The following is a 13,467-nucleotide window of genomic DNA, read 5'->3' as shown; positions in this document are numbered from 1 at the left end:
ATTGGTCATGGAAGATCCGCAGTTCAGCGTGCTGCTGACCGAGGTCGGCACTGCGAAGTTGGAGGTCGTCCAGGCCGTCCGGGCGATCTCGGGCTTGAGTCTTTGGCACAGCAAGGTCCTTCTGGAGACCACGCCGGTCGCTGTCGTGAAAGAGATGCCGTTCGAAGTGGCGGACGAGGCCGCGAGGCGCCTGGAGGCAACAGGCGCCCGCGCTGTCCTGCGCTGCGCGTGGTGCGATCGCCACTTTCCCCGTGGGGCCGTCGGGCTGGACCCGGGGCCGTGCGAGTCCCCGTACTGGCCGGTCGAGAGCTGCCAGGCAAGCTCCCCCGCCCCCGGCACGCCGAGGTGGCTGCGGGGCGTGCCCGGGGCGCCGGGGTGCGGTTGACTGCACGCGCCGGGCTCGGGCAACGGGCGCTCGCGGCAGCGGAGTCGAGGAGGCAGGCGATGGCCGAGCGGTTGGTAGACGTACACGGGGTGGAGTTGTGCACCGAGTCCTTCGGTGACCGGGCTGATCCGCCGGTGCTGCTCGTCATGGGCACCGGGGCTTCGATGCTCTGGTGGGAGGAGGGCTTCTGCCGGATGCTGGCCGAGGGCGGACGGTTCGTGATCCGCTACGACCAACGCGACACCGGGCGGTCGGTGACCTACGAGCCGGGCCGGCCCGGGTACACGGGCGCGGACCTGGCCGGTGACGCCCTCGGCGTGCTCGACGCCTACGGGATCCCGGCGGCGCACGTGGTGGGCGTCTCCGCCGGAGGCGGGTTGGCGCAGCTGGTCGCGCTCGGGCATGCCGACCGAGTCCTCTCCCTCGTTCTGGTCAGCACCTCCCGGGCCGTTGGAGGGGGCCGTGAACTGCCCGCTCCTTCAGCCGAGTTCATGCGCTTTGCGACCTCTGCCCAGGTCGACTGGTCGCGGGCGGACTCGGTGGTCGACTACCTGGTCGCGTACGCGCGCGTGCTCGCCGGAGGCCGGCGCCCCTTCGACGAGGCGGCCGCCCGGGACCTCGTACGCCGCGACGTCGCGCGGGCGCACGACTTCGCCGCCATGCGCAACCACGACCTGCTCACCGAGGGCGAGTCGGCGCGGGAGCCGCTGTCGTCGATCACCGCGCCCACGCTGGTGGTCCACGGGACGGCCGATCCGATGTTCCCGCTCGCGCACGGCGAGGCGCTGGCCGAAGACATTCCCGGCGCACGGTTGTTGGCCTTGGAGGGCGCGGGCCACGGGGTCGACCGGGCGGACTGGGTGACGATCGTCCGGGCGGTCCTGGCCCATACCGGGGAAGCCGGGGAGGCTGCTGACCACTGACCCGGCTCGCCCGCCACCACCCCTTCGGTGAAAGTTGAGAATTGTTCACTTTCCATTGACAGGGCGGGTCCGCGCGCCCGAAAGTGCCGTGAGCAACCCGCACACTCACACCGAGCTAAGCGAGTCCACATGGCAGCGCCCGTACCCGAGTTCCCGCCCGGCTTCACCTGGGGGGTCTCCGCCTCCGCCTTCCAGATCGAGGGCTCGCCCACCGCCGACGGCCGCGGCCCCTCCTCCTGGGACGCCTTCACCGGGGAGCCCGGACGCGTCAAGGACGGCTCGCGTGCGGACGTGGCCACCGACCACTACCGGCGCTACCGCGAGGACGTGGCACTGATGGGCGAACTGGGCGTCGACGCCTACCGGTTCTCGGTCTCCTGGTCCCGCGTCCTGCCCGACGGCCACGGCCGGGTCAACGACAAGGGGCTGGACTTCTACGACCGGCTCGTCGACGAGCTGTGTGCCTCGGGGATAGCCCCGGTGCCCACCCTCTTCCACTGGGACACCCCGCTCGCCCTGGAGGAACGGGGCGGGTGGCTGGTCCGTGAGACCGCCGAACGGTTCGCGGAGTACGCCTCGGTGGTCGCCCGGCGCCTCGCCGACCGCGTACCCATGTGGATCACCATCAACGAACCCGCCGAGGTCACCCTCCTCGGCTACGGCCTCGGCGAGCACGCCCCCGGCAAGCGGCTCGTCTTCGACGCCCTGCCCGTGGCCCACCACCAGCTCCTGGCCCACGGTCTGGGCGTACAGGCCCTGCGCGCCGAGGGCGCCGCCCGCATCGGCATCGCCGTCTCGCACAGCCCCGTCTGGGCGGCGAGCGCGAGCGACGCCGACCGGGAGGCCGCCGAGCTGTACGACACGCTCACGAACCGGCTCTTCGCGGACCCCATCCTGACGGGCTCCTACCCGGACGAGGGACTGGCCTCCCTGCTCCCCGGCCCGGTGGCGGAGGACCTCAGGACGATCTCGGCCCCGCTGGACTGGTACGGGATCAACTACTACAACCCGATGCTCGTCGGCGCTCCCGAGCCGACCTCCCCCGCCGGATCCGAGTTCGGCGGCATAGAGATACCGTCGGACCTTCCCTTCGCGATCCGGCAGATCGAGGGGCGCGAACTCACCGACTTCGGCTGGCCCGTGGTCCCCGACGGGCTCCGCGAGCTGATCGCCACCCTGCGCGAGCGCTACGGCGACCGGCTGCCGCCCCTGTACATCACCGAGAACGGGTGCTCGTACGGTGACGGGCCGGACCCCGCCACGGGGCGGATCGACGACGCCCGCCGGATCGCCTACCACGACGGCCACGTGCGCGCCCTGCACGAGGCGATGGCGGAGGGCGCCGACGTCCGCGGCTACTTCATCTGGTCGATCCTCGACAACTTCGAGTGGGCGGAGGGCTATCGGCAGCGGTTCGGGCTCGTCCACGTGGACTACGAGACGCTGGCCCGGACGCCCAAGGAGTCGTTCGCCTGGTACCGCGACCTGATCAAGAGCGGCAGATGACCGCCGAGGGAACGGAGGCCGGGGCGGCCGGGGCGGCCGGAAGAACCGGGGACGTCGACAAGGGAGCCGCCGAGGCCCCGCCCCGGGCCGGGGGGCGGTGGGTGGGCGCGCTCTCCCTCGCCAACCTCGGGGTCTGGGTCGGCTGGTTCGGCCCGCTGCAACTGCTCCTGGCGCGCCAGGCCGAACACCTCACCCCCGACCACAAGGCGTCCACCCTCGCCCTGGTGACGGGCGTGGGAGCGGTGGTGTCCATGGTCGCCAACCCCGTCTTCGGGGCGCTCTCGGACCGTACGACGGCGTCCGTGGGCCGCCGTATCCCCTGGGTGGTCGCCGGAGTGGTCGGCGGGGCCGCCGGGCTGCTGGTCCTGGCCGGGGCGCGCAACGTCGCCACCGTGATCGCGGGCTGGTGCCTGGTCCAGCTCGCCCTCAACGCCGCGTTCGCCGCCCTCACCGCGGCCGTCCCCGACCAGGTGCCGCCCCGGCAGCGGGGGCTGGTCGGCGGATGGCTCGGCGTCTCCCAGGTCTGCGGCGTACTGGTGGGTACGGCTCTGGCCACGGCCGCGGGCGGGATCGGCGCCGGGTACCTGGCCTGCGCGGTCTTCTCGGTGCTCGCGGCGGTCCCGTACGTACTGATGCGGCGCGACACCGCGCTGCCCGCGGGCGCCCGGCCGCCCCTGCGATGGGGGACGTTCCTCGCCGGCTTCTGGATCGACCCGCGCCGCCATCCCGACTTCGGGTGGGCCTGGCTCACCCGGTTCCTGATGAACCTGTCGTACTCGATCAGCACGATGTACCTGCTCTACTACCTGACCGACGCGGTGCACTACGAGGACGACGCGGACACCGGTGTACTGGTCCTCACCGCGCTCAACGCGCTGACCCTGCTCTGCACGGTGGTGATCAGCGGAATCCGGTCCGACCGCAGCGGCCGCAGGAAGTCCTACGTCATCTGGTCGGGGCTGGTCATCTCCGCGGCCACCCTGCTGCTCGCGGTCTGGCAGACCTGGACCGGCGCGATCGTCGCCTCGCTCGTCCTCGGCCTGGGTTTCGGCGTGTACACCTCGGTGGACTTCGCCCTGCTCACGGACGTACTGCCGACAGCGGAGGACCGGGGCAGGGACCTGGGCGTCATCAACATCGCCAACGCCCTGCCCCAGGTGCTGGCCCCGGCGGTCGCGGCCCCGATCGTCACCCACTTCGGCGGGTACACGGCCCTGTACGCGCTGGCGGGGGCCCTCGCCCTGGTGGGGTCGGTGCTGGTCCGCCGGATCCGCTCGGTGCCCTGAGACCCGGCCCTCGTGAGGATCGGCACAGTTTTGCCCCATTCGGGCGAAATCGGGTCACGATGGTTGGACCCACCGACCGACATTCCAGAGCGACGGGCAGACACATGCGACGCGCACACCGCCGTACAGCCACCAGGCACATCGCCCTGACGCTGGCGGGAGCGGCCGTCGCACTCGGCTTCGGCGGCTTCTCCGCCTCCGCCGCGGCGGCCGCCGACGGGACCACGGACCGCGCCGCGGACCGGGCGGTCGTCGCCGAGGCCGGGCAGAAGCTCTCCTCCTTCACCGTCGCCTTCCCGGCCGCGCCGTACCGCACCCACAACATCGCCCGCGCCGTGGAACTGATCAACGGCGGGGTCGTGCGCCCGGGCGAGATCTGGAGCTTCAACAAGACGGTCGGCGAGCGGACCACGGAGAACGGCTTCGTCGACGGAATCATGATCAACGACGGCCGCTACGTGAAGGCGCCCGGCGGCGGTGTCTCCGCCGTCGCGACGACCATGTACAACGCCATGTTCTTCGCGGGTCTGAAGCCGGTGGAGCACGGGGCCCACTCCTTCTACATCGAGCGCTACCCCGAGGGCCGCGAGGCCACCGTCGCCTGGGGCACCCTCGACCTGCGCTGGCAGAACGACTCCGGGCACACCGTCCGCATCCGGGCCACGTCCACCGACACCTCGGTGACGATCACCCTGCTGGGCACCAAGAAGTACGACGAGATACGCGCGACCCACAGCCCGCGCACCCACATCACGCCCCCGGCCAAGCGCACCGAGACCGGCCCCGACTGCGAGGCGCAGACCCCCCTGGAGGGCTTCGACGTCTCCGTCGACCGCGTCTTCGTACGGGGCGGCCGGGAGGTCGGCCGGGAGACCTTCCGCACCCACTACACCCCGCGCGACGAGGTCGTCTGCATCCCGCCGAGCCCCTCGCCCAGCGCCACGCCGTCGACCCCCGGCAGCACGGACGCCCCGAGCACCCCCGCGACCCCGCAGGCCGCTCCCACAGCCACCCCGACCGCCACCCCCTAGACGTCGCGGCGCGCCACCAGCAGACCGCCGGCGAGCAGGGCCGCCCCCGTCCACGCGGCGAGGACGCCCAGGCCGGGCCAGGGGCCGATGGGCAGCGCGTCCAGGCCCTTCGTGGCCTGGACGGCCAAGCCCGCGGGCATCGGGGCGATCTGCTGCAGGTGGCGCTGCCACTCCGGGTCGCCGACCACCCGCGCCACGACGGGGAAGAGGTAGAGCAGCCCGAGGACGATCCCGGTCGCGGCCGCCCCCTCGCGCACCGCCGTCGCCACTCCCAGGCTCAGCAGCGCGACGAGTACGAGGTACATGACCGACCCCACGGCGGCACGCAGGGTCGGCCCGTCGGCCAGCGACAGCGGCGGGTAGCCGTGGGCCGGGGTGAAACCGCCCCCCGGCAGGATGTACCGCCCGGCCAGCAGGGACCCGAGGACCGCGACCGTACCGGAGGCCAGCACCACCGCCGCGAGGACCGTCGCCTTGGCCGCGAAGACCGCGCCGCGCCGCGGCTGGGCCGCGAAGGTGGTGTGGATCAGGCCGGACGCGTACTCGCCGCTGACCATGAGCACGCCCACGACGGCCACGACCGCCTGGCCGAGGACGACCCCGGTCAGGGACAGCCGGACGCCGTCCTCCCCGCACCCCGGATCCGGGCAGCTCACGGCCTCGGCCGTGGCGGCGCCCAGGGCCACGGTCAGGACGACGGCGAGCAGGAGCAGCCCGCCCGCTCCCCCGGTGGTACGCAGCTTCGTCCACTCCGCGTGCAGCGTGTGCCTCATGCGTCCCTCCCGCGCATCCGCGTCACGGCCAGGGCCAGGGCGAGCGCGGCGTACCCGCAGAGCACCGCGAGTCCCGCCCCGGGCGACAGGGGGTGGTAGCCGGTCGACGGCTCGTACACGCTCAGCACCTGTGCGTGGCGCGGCAGGGTCTGCAGTACGGCGAACCCGGCCGCCGGGGTGACGCTCAGCAGCCAGTCGCAGGCTCCCGCCGGGAGCACGCCGGACGTGGCGAGGATGTACGGCAGCACCAGCGACGCCACGACCACGGCCACGGCCACGGCGCTGCGCCGAAGCAGGGCGCCCACCGCGAGGGTCAGCACTGCGGTGACGGCGAACAGCAGGGCGGTGCCGGCCATCACCCGCAGTTCGGTGGCCGCGGTCACCGGGAAGACCCGGAAGCCCCTGCCCCGTGCCCCCTGCTCTCCGAGCGGGATCACGATCGCGGCCGCGACCAGCCCGGCGGCGAAGGCTGCGGCGCCGAGCGTGAGGGCCTTGGCGGCCAGGACCGGGCCGCGTCCCGGGTGGGCGGCGAACGTGCTGCGCATCAGCCCGCGCCGGTATTCGGCGGTGATGGACAGCGCACTGACGGCGATCACGAGGACCAGCCCGGCGAAGGCGCCGACCAGGAAGTTCTCCAGCGTGTACCCGGGGCCCATCGCCGGGCCGCCCACCACCGGTGCGATGTCCCCGGCTCCGGTCACGGTGAAGGTGTCGCCCGTCTGCGTGAAGCCGCCGCCGGTGGCGTTGGTGTAGCTGCCGGACGTGCCCGCATTGCCGCCCACCTGGGTGCCGGTCCAGCCGGGGCCCGGCCATGTGCCCAGGAGGTCCGGCCGTCCGAAGACGCCCGTCGCCACGGCGGGGCTGAATCCCACCCGGCCCGCGCTCCGGTCCATCGCTTCGGGGGACGCGGTGAACAGCCCCGCCCGCACGGTGGCGCCGAGGTCCGGCAGGCGGGCCGCGCCGACCTCGCTCCAGCGCGCCCCGTCGGCGGAGACGAAGCCGGTCACGGTGTCTCCGGCGCGGACCAGCCGCAGCCAGTGCGGGGGCCGGCCGGTGTCGCTGTCGGCCGTCACGCCGTGGTCGTGCGTGTAGTCGTACTGCATCCGCACCCCGTGGCCGCCGGTGAGCATCAGCGCCGCGTAGGAGGAGCCCTGGTTCAGGCTTCCCTTCACGATGACGCCCGTCTTCGCCCACGGCTGGGCGGGCCCCGGTACGTCGCCGCCCCCGCCCCCGCCGCCGGCGGTCAGGCCGCTCAGCGCGGTCACCGGCACCGTGATGCTGCCGTCCCCGTCGAGCGTGCGATGGACGAAGTAGAAGCTGTCGTTGACCGCCTCGCCTCCCGGGCCCACGGGGAATTCGTACGAGGAGTCCCCGGAGCCCGAGGTGCCCGGCGCGGCCGTGCCGAGCAGCCCGACGAGCACCGTGGCCAGCGACGCACCGGCGAGGGCGAGCACCCAGCCGCGTACGGTACGCAGCTTCGTCCACTCGGCGTGCAGCAGCCGCGCGAAGGTCGCCGTACGGCTCATCGCGATGCCTCCCCCGCCGTCGCGGCGCCGGCGTACTGCACCGCGTCCCGGGTGAGCCGCATGTAGGCCTCCTCCAGGGTCGCGCGGTACGCCGACACCTCGGCGAAGGGCACCGCGTTCCGGCTGAGCACGGCCACCACCTGCTCGTCCGCCAGGCCCGACACGCTGAGGGTGCCGGACTCGGCGGTGTCCTCGGACACGCTCGCCCCGGCGCCGTGCAGCACCGCACGTGCCCGGTCGGCGGCGGAGGTGCGTACCGTGATCCGGCCGTGGGCATGGGCGGCGAGCAGCTCGCGCACGCCCGTGTCGGCGATGACCTTCCCGCGGCCGACCACCACGAGGTGGCCGGCGATGCCCTCCAGTTCGCCCATGAGGTGCGTGGAGACGAGCACCGCGCGCCCCTCCCGGGCCAGGGAGGTCAGCAGGCTCCGCATCCAGACGATTCCGTCGGGGTCCAGTCCGTTGAACGGCTCGTCCAGCATGAGCACGGGCGGGTCGCCGAGCAGCGCCGCCGCGATGCCCAGGCGCTGGCGCATGCCGAGCGAGAAACCGCCCGCCCGGCGGCGGGCGGCCTGGGCCAGCCCCGCCTGCTCGATGACCTCGTCGACCCGCCGCGCCGGCAGGCCCTGGGAGTGGGCCAGCCACAGCAGGTGGTTGCGCGCGCTGCGGCTCGGCTGCACCGCCGAGGCGTCCAGCAGTGCGCCCAGGTACCGCAGCGGCTCGCGCAGGGTCCGGTAGGGCCTGCCGGCCACGAGCGCGGTGCCCGCGTCGGCCGCGTCGAGGCCCAGGACCACGCGCATGGTGGTGGACTTGCCGGCGCCGTTGGGGCCGACGAAGCCGGTGACCTTGCCTGCCTGCACCGTGAACGTCATGTCTTCCAGGGCGACTTGTGGCCCGAAGCGCTTGTGTACGCCGACGACCTCGATCGTCGCGCCGCTGTGATCTCTCATGCCCCCACGGTGCGGGGCGGCACGTCACAGGGGCGGAACGGGAGCTGTCATGCCGCTGTTATGCGCCGCCAGCCGGCCCGGGCTCCGGTCCGCCGAAAAAAGGAGTTGGGGCCGGCCTGCGCCGGTTGGTACGGTGCCGGAGGACGTGACCGAACACCCGGAGGTGAGACCCATGAACGCTGTATGCAGGTGGGTACTCCCCCTTTCCGTCACGGTGGGCGGCTGACGCAGGCGTCGCCGGGAGTGCCTCAACGACAGGGCACTCACGAAAGGGCGACACCTATGAATCCCATGCCTCCCACCCCCGGCACGGACGATCCCGCCGTAGCGATCACGCGGGTCGCGGAACACCAATGGCACGCCGTCGAAGACGGCCGCGAGGTCGGTCGGGGCGATGCGTCGCGCCGGCCCGACGGGCGCCTCTTCCTCAGCATCGACGCCTGGCACGCTGCGGCGTTCGACCGGCTCGCCACCGCGATGGTGGCGGACCTGCCGGCCCCGCTGCACGCCCTGGTCGGCGAGGGCGACCTCGAATCTGCGTCCGGGTGGCAGCGGGCCGGCTTCACGATCGGTCGGCGGGAGCGGGAGTACCTCGTGCCCACCGACCCGGCGGCCACCGGCCTCGGCTCCGCGCAACTCCCCTCCGACGTAACGATCTTGCCCGTCGGAGAGGCCGAGTACGATCCCCTGTGCGACCTGGACCGCGCGATTCGCGACGAGGTCGGGGCCGTGGTCGGCTGGCAGCGGATGCCGGCCGAGGTTCCGATCCAGGCCGGGGCCATCGTCGTGGACCCGTCGAAGTACGCGGTGGCAGTGCGGGCCGATCGCTACGTGGGTATGGTCCGGCTGGCGCCCATCCCCCGGCAGCCGCGCATCGGCCTGATCGCCGTCCGGGCCGATGAGCACCGCCGCGGCGTCGCCAGGGCGCTGCTGGCCTCGGTCCTGGGCGGGCTGCACCGCTCCGGGGTCACGGCCGCACGGGCCGAGGTCGACGAGGCCAACGCTGCGGCCATGGCGCTGTTCGAGGGCGTCGGCGCCCAGCCCGCGGGCTGCAACCTGGAGTTGGTGCGCCGCTGACGCGCCGCCACCGGAACCACCGCGTACACCGCGTACACCGCAATTCATTTCATCACCCAACCTCACCGTCACAGCACGGGGAAGTGAGCGAACTTGCCGAGAACAGCAGGCGCCCTCGAGACCGAGGGCACCGTCATCGAGTGTCTGCGTAACGCCACCTTCAGGGTGGAGCTCGAGAACGGGCACAAGGTCCTCGCCCACATCAGTGGGAAGATCCGGAAGAACTACATCAAGATCCTCCCCTTCGACCGGGTGATCGTGGAACTCAGCCCCTACGACCTCACCCGCGGCCGCATCCTCTACCGCTACAGGTAACGGCTGCCGGTCCCGACCGGCGCGAACCACCGGGCCCCGACGGTCTGTCACCGTCGGGGCCCGGCGACGTCCCGGTGGTTACCCCAGGTCGCCCTGGACGAGAGCGTGCAGGTGCTCGTCGTGCCATCCGTCCGCGTGCAGCAGCGCGCTGCGCATGGCGCCCTCGAACGAGTAACCGGCCTTCTCCGCGACACGGCAGGATGCCGGGTTGGCGACCGAGTGGCACAGGCGCAGGCGGTGCAGGCCGAGGTCGTTCAGGGCCCACTCGCTGACGCGTTTCACGGCCTCGACCGCCACACCGCCGCCGCGGGCCGAGGGGAGTATCCAGTAGACGATCTCGGCGCTGCCGCCGACGAGGTCGATGTCGCCCCAGCCGATGAGCCCCAGGGCCTCCCCGCCCGGTCGTGCGATGGCCCAGATCGCGCTGAGCTCGGCCCGCCAGCGCTCGTGCATGCGTCCGATCCGCTGCTGCGCGTCTTCGCGGTTCTCCACGAACAGCCGGTTCCACTGCCGGACCCCGGGATCCCGACTGGCCGCTACCAGTACGTCGGCGTCGGAGAGCTGCCAGGGACGCAGTTCCAGGCCGCCCGGAAGGCCGAGGGTCGGCTGGTCCTGCGCGGCCATCCGGCCCACCGGGACGACTGCGGGTATGCCTGAGTTGGAGATCATTTGCAGCATCCTGCCACAGCTGCGACCTCACAGATCCGGCCCGTTGGCGGCTTGAGTGCCGTGATCACATGCGGGCGATTGCGGTCATCATCGGTCGCCGGGCAATTCCACGGCCGGGGCTTCGTAGTAGTGGCGTGACGCAGGTTGCGTCGTTCCGAGCAGGAAGATCTGGAGCCTGAATTGACACCCCCGGTTTGGACCGAGTTGCTCTCGGTCGTGGCTGGCTCGGTCCCCGTGGCCGCCGCGTTCTGCCAGCCCTGGGCCGCGGAGATGGGGCGGCGGTTCGCGCGCCGCCCCGCCGCGCACGGTGTGGGCGCACCGGCACGGTGCGGGCCGTGCGCCCGTACGGCGACTGTGGTGATCCGCTACGAGCTGCCCGAGGGCGGCCGGGTGACGGTGTGGAATACCGTCACCGGGTCCGCGCACGACGGGCAGGAGGAGAGCGGCCCGTGGTGAGCAGTAGTTCCGAGGACGAGGAGCGGCGGCGCCAAAAGGCGGTACGGCTCCATTTCAGCGACCACGCCGAGGAGTACGGCCGGAAAGTGATGGCCGCGTTACGGACCGCCTACCCGAGCATGCACGACTACTGGGAGGAGCTCGCCCAAGAGGCGCACGAGAGGACGCTGCGGGTGTGGCTGGAGGGCCGGAACGACCCGGACCGCCCGGTGCTCCCGTACATGAAGCAGGTCGCCAGGAACATCGCCGTGGACGCGCTGCGCTCGCCGGAGCGGCCGCTCGAGGACGAGGCGCTGCTGCCGCTGGCCGAAGAGCGGGGAGTGCACCAGCATGAGCTGCTGACGCCACCCGATCCGGCGTTCCTCCTCGCGCTCGAGGCGATAGCGAACATGAAGCCTTCAAAGCGCAAAGCCGTCGCCGAGGCCCAGATCCAGGGCGACGATGAGAACACGATCGCGGTAGACCTGCAGACCCCGCCCGCGCAGGTCCGCTCCCTGAGCAGCAAGGCATCCAGGGATCTCCGCTGTACGGACGAGCTCCAGTCCTTCATCCGCTGGGGACACCACAGGAAGCACCGGCGCGGGGAAGAGGACGCGTGACTGGCATGATCAGGAACGACATCGGACAGACGCTCCTGAGGCCCTGGGGGCCGCGGGCAGCCGCCGAGCGGATGCCCGGTCAGCGGCCGCGCAGGGACTACTGGGACCGACCAGAGGGCGACTGGGGCCTGCTGGTCGGGCCGGACGCGCCGGCGAGGCACGAGCACGCGAATTCCTGCTACCGGATGGGCAGTCGGGCACTGCGGCTCGGCGATGGGCGCCTGGCAGTCACCTGGCTCAAGAACGCCTGCATGGAGTTGCATCCCGGAGCCGCCTTCCGGCTGGCCGTGGCGCTGTGGCGGGAGGCGTACGACCGCGGCCGGGCCGCGACGGTCCGCGAGGAGGTACTCGGGGTCCTGGAGGCCGCGGCCCGGTTCGGCCACGGTGACGCGCGGATCCTGCTGGACCTCCACGCCCGGTCGGAGCTACCCCGGGCGCAGGACCAGCCGGTGGCCTGGCAGGATCCCGACTACGTCCCCGCGGTCGTCCAGGTCCTCGACTCCTACCCGCCGCCCCCGCGCGCGGTCCCGCCGCCTGTGGAGGCCGCACCGCCGCGGCCCGCACCGGCACCGGACCCTGCACCGGCCTCTGCACCGGGGCCGGCGCCGGCCCCGGCCGGCGATGCCACTGCGCGGCAGTACTCCCCGTACGCCCTGCGGGCCGCGGCGGTGGCCTCGGCCGCCCAGCAGATGAACGAGCCGCTGGGGCGGCAGCGTTGGGAATCGGCCATGCGGGTCCTGGACGTCCTCGACGTCATCGCCTCCGCCGGGCGGCCGGTGGACAGCGAGCGGATCCGCACTCGCACCAGCCTGCCCCACCGGGTACTGGAGCAGTTACTGTTCTGGCTGTGCGGGCAGGGTCTGGTCGAGCGCCTTCCCGACGCGTCCTACATGGCCGGCCCCCTGCTGAAGATGATGTCCAACGGACCAACTGGACCCACCGGACCGGGACGTGTCGGGCCGCAGACCATCCTGCACCATGCCCTGGGGCGGCTGCGCGACACCGTCGACGCCGCGGTGTACCTCGGCACCTACGAGCAGGGCGAGGTGTCGATCACCCACTGCGTGGACGGGCCCACGGCGCCGCGGGTCCAGGAGTGGGTCGACTTCCGGGCCGCGGCCCATGCCAGTGCGGTCGGCAAGAGCCTGCTGCACCAGCTCGACTTCGACAGCCGCATGGACCACCTCGCCCGGCGCAAGGCCGTCCAGTTGACCCCGCGGACCATCACCGAACCCTCGGCTCTGTTCCGGTCCATCGACCACCACGGCCCGCAGGCCGTCCAGTTCGACCTCTTGGAGTACTCCGGCGAGGAGGTGTGCGTCGCCGTACCGCTCGGCATCGGAGGACAGGCCGGCTGCGTCGCCCTGTCCCTGCCCGTGGCCCAGCGCCACCGGCTGCTCGGGATCGCGCGGGTCCTGAGCGACCGGGCAACCGGCCTGCTGCTGTCGCTGCTCCTGGCCTCCGCACCCCCGGTGGTCGAAACCGGGCGCCAGGGCCACCCCGGCGTCCGTACGGGCCCTGACACCCGCGCGGCCGGACGAGCCGCACCTCCCACCCGGACCGCGACACCGGGCGATCCCTCTGCGCGCCGCCCGGCCAGGAACCCGGGCCTGCTGTGGGTCCCGGCCGCCGCCGGACTCGTGGCACCCGGCACCACCGAGAACGACGAATCGCACACCGACGACCACGAACACGACCACGAACACAGGAGTGAACAACCCCACCGGTACGGCATCCACTTCGGGCGTCACGGAAGGCTGACCGCCCGCCTGAACGAGTTCTCGGCACTGCGCACCCGCCACCTCACGGACAGCAGCGCCTGACCACCCGCCACCGGTCTGCCCCGGCCACCTTCGTCCGGGGCAGACCGGTGGCGCAGGTATCGGCCTGAAGATCCTTGCGGCCAACCGAAGTTGCCCCCTGATCGTGAAGGCGGCGATTACCCTGCGGAGGTTGCCACAGACTCAACGC

Annotated in this window: 13 protein-coding genes and 1 pseudogene; 10 read left to right on the top strand and 4 right to left on the bottom strand. The window is 72.5% G+C overall.

The window, feature by feature from the left end:
• The first annotated feature begins 7 nt into the window (after positions 1 to 7).
• From ACZ7GJ_RS31765 to ACZ7GJ_RS31745, 5 genes and pseudogenes are all read left to right on the top strand, one after another.
• Positions 8 to 385 carry a ribosomal protein L7/L12 gene (locus ACZ7GJ_RS31765; protein WP_470756473.1) on the top strand — a complete coding sequence of 126 codons (378 nt, stop codon included), beginning with the start codon at positions 8 to 10 and terminating at the stop codon, positions 383 to 385.
• 59 nt (positions 386 to 444) lie between these two features.
• Entirely contained in the window at positions 445 to 1,308 is an 864-nt protein-coding gene (locus ACZ7GJ_RS31760; RefSeq protein ID WP_470756471.1) for an alpha/beta fold hydrolase, read from the top strand.
• A gap of 129 nt (positions 1,309 to 1,437) precedes the next feature.
• Positions 1,438 to 2,814 carry a GH1 family beta-glucosidase gene (locus tag ACZ7GJ_RS31755; RefSeq protein ID WP_470756469.1) on the top strand — a complete coding sequence of 459 codons (1,377 nt, stop codon included), beginning with the start codon at positions 1,438 to 1,440 and terminating at the stop codon, positions 2,812 to 2,814.
• Positions 2,811 to 4,100, top strand: coding sequence for an MFS transporter (locus ACZ7GJ_RS31750; RefSeq protein ID WP_470756467.1), 1,290 nt, complete (start codon positions 2,811 to 2,813; stop codon positions 4,098 to 4,100). The genes ACZ7GJ_RS31755 and ACZ7GJ_RS31750 overlap by 4 nt, the downstream gene beginning before the upstream one ends.
• A 194-nt stretch (positions 4,101 to 4,294) precedes the next feature.
• Positions 4,295 to 5,131 (top strand): annotated as a pseudogene (locus ACZ7GJ_RS31745) (VanW family protein); the annotation flags it as partial.
• Here the strand turns inward: ACZ7GJ_RS31745 and ACZ7GJ_RS31740 are convergent.
• Genes ACZ7GJ_RS31740 through ACZ7GJ_RS31730 form a run of 3 tightly spaced genes read right to left on the bottom strand, consistent with a single transcriptional unit; the run spans position 5,128 to position 8,380 of the window.
• Positions 5,128 to 5,904: an ABC transporter permease gene (locus ACZ7GJ_RS31740; RefSeq protein ID WP_470756465.1), complete on the bottom strand. Its 777-nt coding sequence runs from the start codon at positions 5,902 to 5,904 to the stop codon at positions 5,128 to 5,130. The pseudogene ACZ7GJ_RS31745 and the gene ACZ7GJ_RS31740 sit on opposite strands and share 4 nt — an antisense overlap.
• A complete protein-coding gene (locus ACZ7GJ_RS31735; protein WP_470756463.1) occupies positions 5,901 to 7,430 on the bottom strand; it encodes a DUF1349 domain-containing protein in 1,530 nt (509 codons plus the stop codon). The genes ACZ7GJ_RS31740 and ACZ7GJ_RS31735 overlap by 4 nt, the downstream gene beginning before the upstream one ends.
• A complete protein-coding gene (locus tag ACZ7GJ_RS31730) occupies positions 7,427 to 8,380 on the bottom strand; it encodes an ABC transporter ATP-binding protein (RefSeq protein ID WP_470756461.1) in 954 nt (317 codons plus the stop codon). Before ACZ7GJ_RS31730 ends, ACZ7GJ_RS31735 begins: the two co-directional genes overlap by 4 nt.
• Before the next feature lie 282 nt (positions 8,381 to 8,662).
• Between ACZ7GJ_RS31730 and ACZ7GJ_RS31725 the strand changes: the two genes are divergently transcribed.
• Positions 8,663 to 9,457, top strand: coding sequence for a GNAT family N-acetyltransferase (locus tag ACZ7GJ_RS31725; RefSeq protein ID WP_470756459.1), 795 nt, complete (start codon positions 8,663 to 8,665; stop codon positions 9,455 to 9,457).
• 93 nt (positions 9,458 to 9,550) lie between these two features.
• Positions 9,551 to 9,772: a translation initiation factor IF-1 gene (gene infA / locus ACZ7GJ_RS31720; protein ID WP_365916960.1), complete on the top strand. Its 222-nt coding sequence runs from the start codon at positions 9,551 to 9,553 to the stop codon at positions 9,770 to 9,772.
• A gap of 78 nt (positions 9,773 to 9,850) precedes the next feature.
• On the opposite strand, the gene ACZ7GJ_RS31715 is transcribed toward infA, so the two are convergent.
• Positions 9,851 to 10,441, bottom strand: coding sequence for a GNAT family N-acetyltransferase (locus tag ACZ7GJ_RS31715; protein ID WP_470756456.1), 591 nt, complete (start codon positions 10,439 to 10,441; stop codon positions 9,851 to 9,853).
• Positions 10,442 to 10,621: 180 nt separating this feature from the next.
• Between ACZ7GJ_RS31715 and ACZ7GJ_RS31710 the strand changes: the two genes are divergently transcribed.
• Genes ACZ7GJ_RS31710 through ACZ7GJ_RS31700 form a run of 3 tightly spaced genes read left to right on the top strand, consistent with a single transcriptional unit; the run spans position 10,622 to position 13,319 of the window.
• Positions 10,622 to 10,897, top strand: coding sequence for a hypothetical protein (locus ACZ7GJ_RS31710; RefSeq protein WP_393818983.1), 276 nt, complete (start codon positions 10,622 to 10,624; stop codon positions 10,895 to 10,897).
• Entirely contained in the window at positions 10,894 to 11,496 is a 603-nt protein-coding gene (locus ACZ7GJ_RS31705) for an RNA polymerase sigma factor (protein ID WP_470756454.1), read from the top strand. Before ACZ7GJ_RS31710 ends, ACZ7GJ_RS31705 begins: the two co-directional genes overlap by 4 nt.
• 5 nt (positions 11,497 to 11,501) lie before the next feature.
• Complete coding sequence (locus tag ACZ7GJ_RS31700; RefSeq protein WP_470756452.1) at positions 11,502 to 13,319, top strand: IclR family transcriptional regulator domain-containing protein; 1,818 nt, start codon at positions 11,502 to 11,504, stop codon at positions 13,317 to 13,319.
• Positions 13,320 to 13,467: the final 148 nt, after the last annotated feature.

Source organism: Streptomyces sp. NPDC037242, from assembly GCF_055604165.1.
This window is presented reverse-complemented; position numbering and strand designations above follow the sequence as displayed.

What these genes read in the sequence shown, in the direction of transcription:
- ACZ7GJ_RS31715 (WP_470756456.1), bottom strand. Translation starts at nt 10,441, where the DNA reads ATGATCTCCAACTCAGGCATACCCGCAGTCGTCCCGGTGGGCCGGATG.
- ACZ7GJ_RS31750 (WP_470756467.1), top strand. Translation starts at nt 2,811, where the DNA reads ATGACCGCCGAGGGAACGGAGGCCGGGGCGGCCGGGGCGGCCGGAAGA.
- ACZ7GJ_RS31735 (WP_470756463.1), bottom strand. Translation starts at nt 7,430, where the DNA reads ATGAGCCGTACGGCGACCTTCGCGCGGCTGCTGCACGCCGAGTGGACG.
- ACZ7GJ_RS31700 (WP_470756452.1), top strand. Translation starts at nt 11,502, where the DNA reads ATGATCAGGAACGACATCGGACAGACGCTCCTGAGGCCCTGGGGGCCG.
- ACZ7GJ_RS31725 (WP_470756459.1), top strand. Translation starts at nt 8,663, where the DNA reads ATGAATCCCATGCCTCCCACCCCCGGCACGGACGATCCCGCCGTAGCG.
- ACZ7GJ_RS31730 (WP_470756461.1), bottom strand. Translation starts at nt 8,380, where the DNA reads ATGAGAGATCACAGCGGCGCGACGATCGAGGTCGTCGGCGTACACAAG.
- ACZ7GJ_RS31755 (WP_470756469.1), top strand. Translation starts at nt 1,438, where the DNA reads ATGGCAGCGCCCGTACCCGAGTTCCCGCCCGGCTTCACCTGGGGGGTC.
- ACZ7GJ_RS31760 (WP_470756471.1), top strand. Translation starts at nt 445, where the DNA reads ATGGCCGAGCGGTTGGTAGACGTACACGGGGTGGAGTTGTGCACCGAG.
- ACZ7GJ_RS31765 (WP_470756473.1), top strand. Translation starts at nt 8, where the DNA reads ATGGAAGATCCGCAGTTCAGCGTGCTGCTGACCGAGGTCGGCACTGCG.
- ACZ7GJ_RS31740 (WP_470756465.1), bottom strand. Translation starts at nt 5,904, where the DNA reads ATGAGGCACACGCTGCACGCGGAGTGGACGAAGCTGCGTACCACCGGG.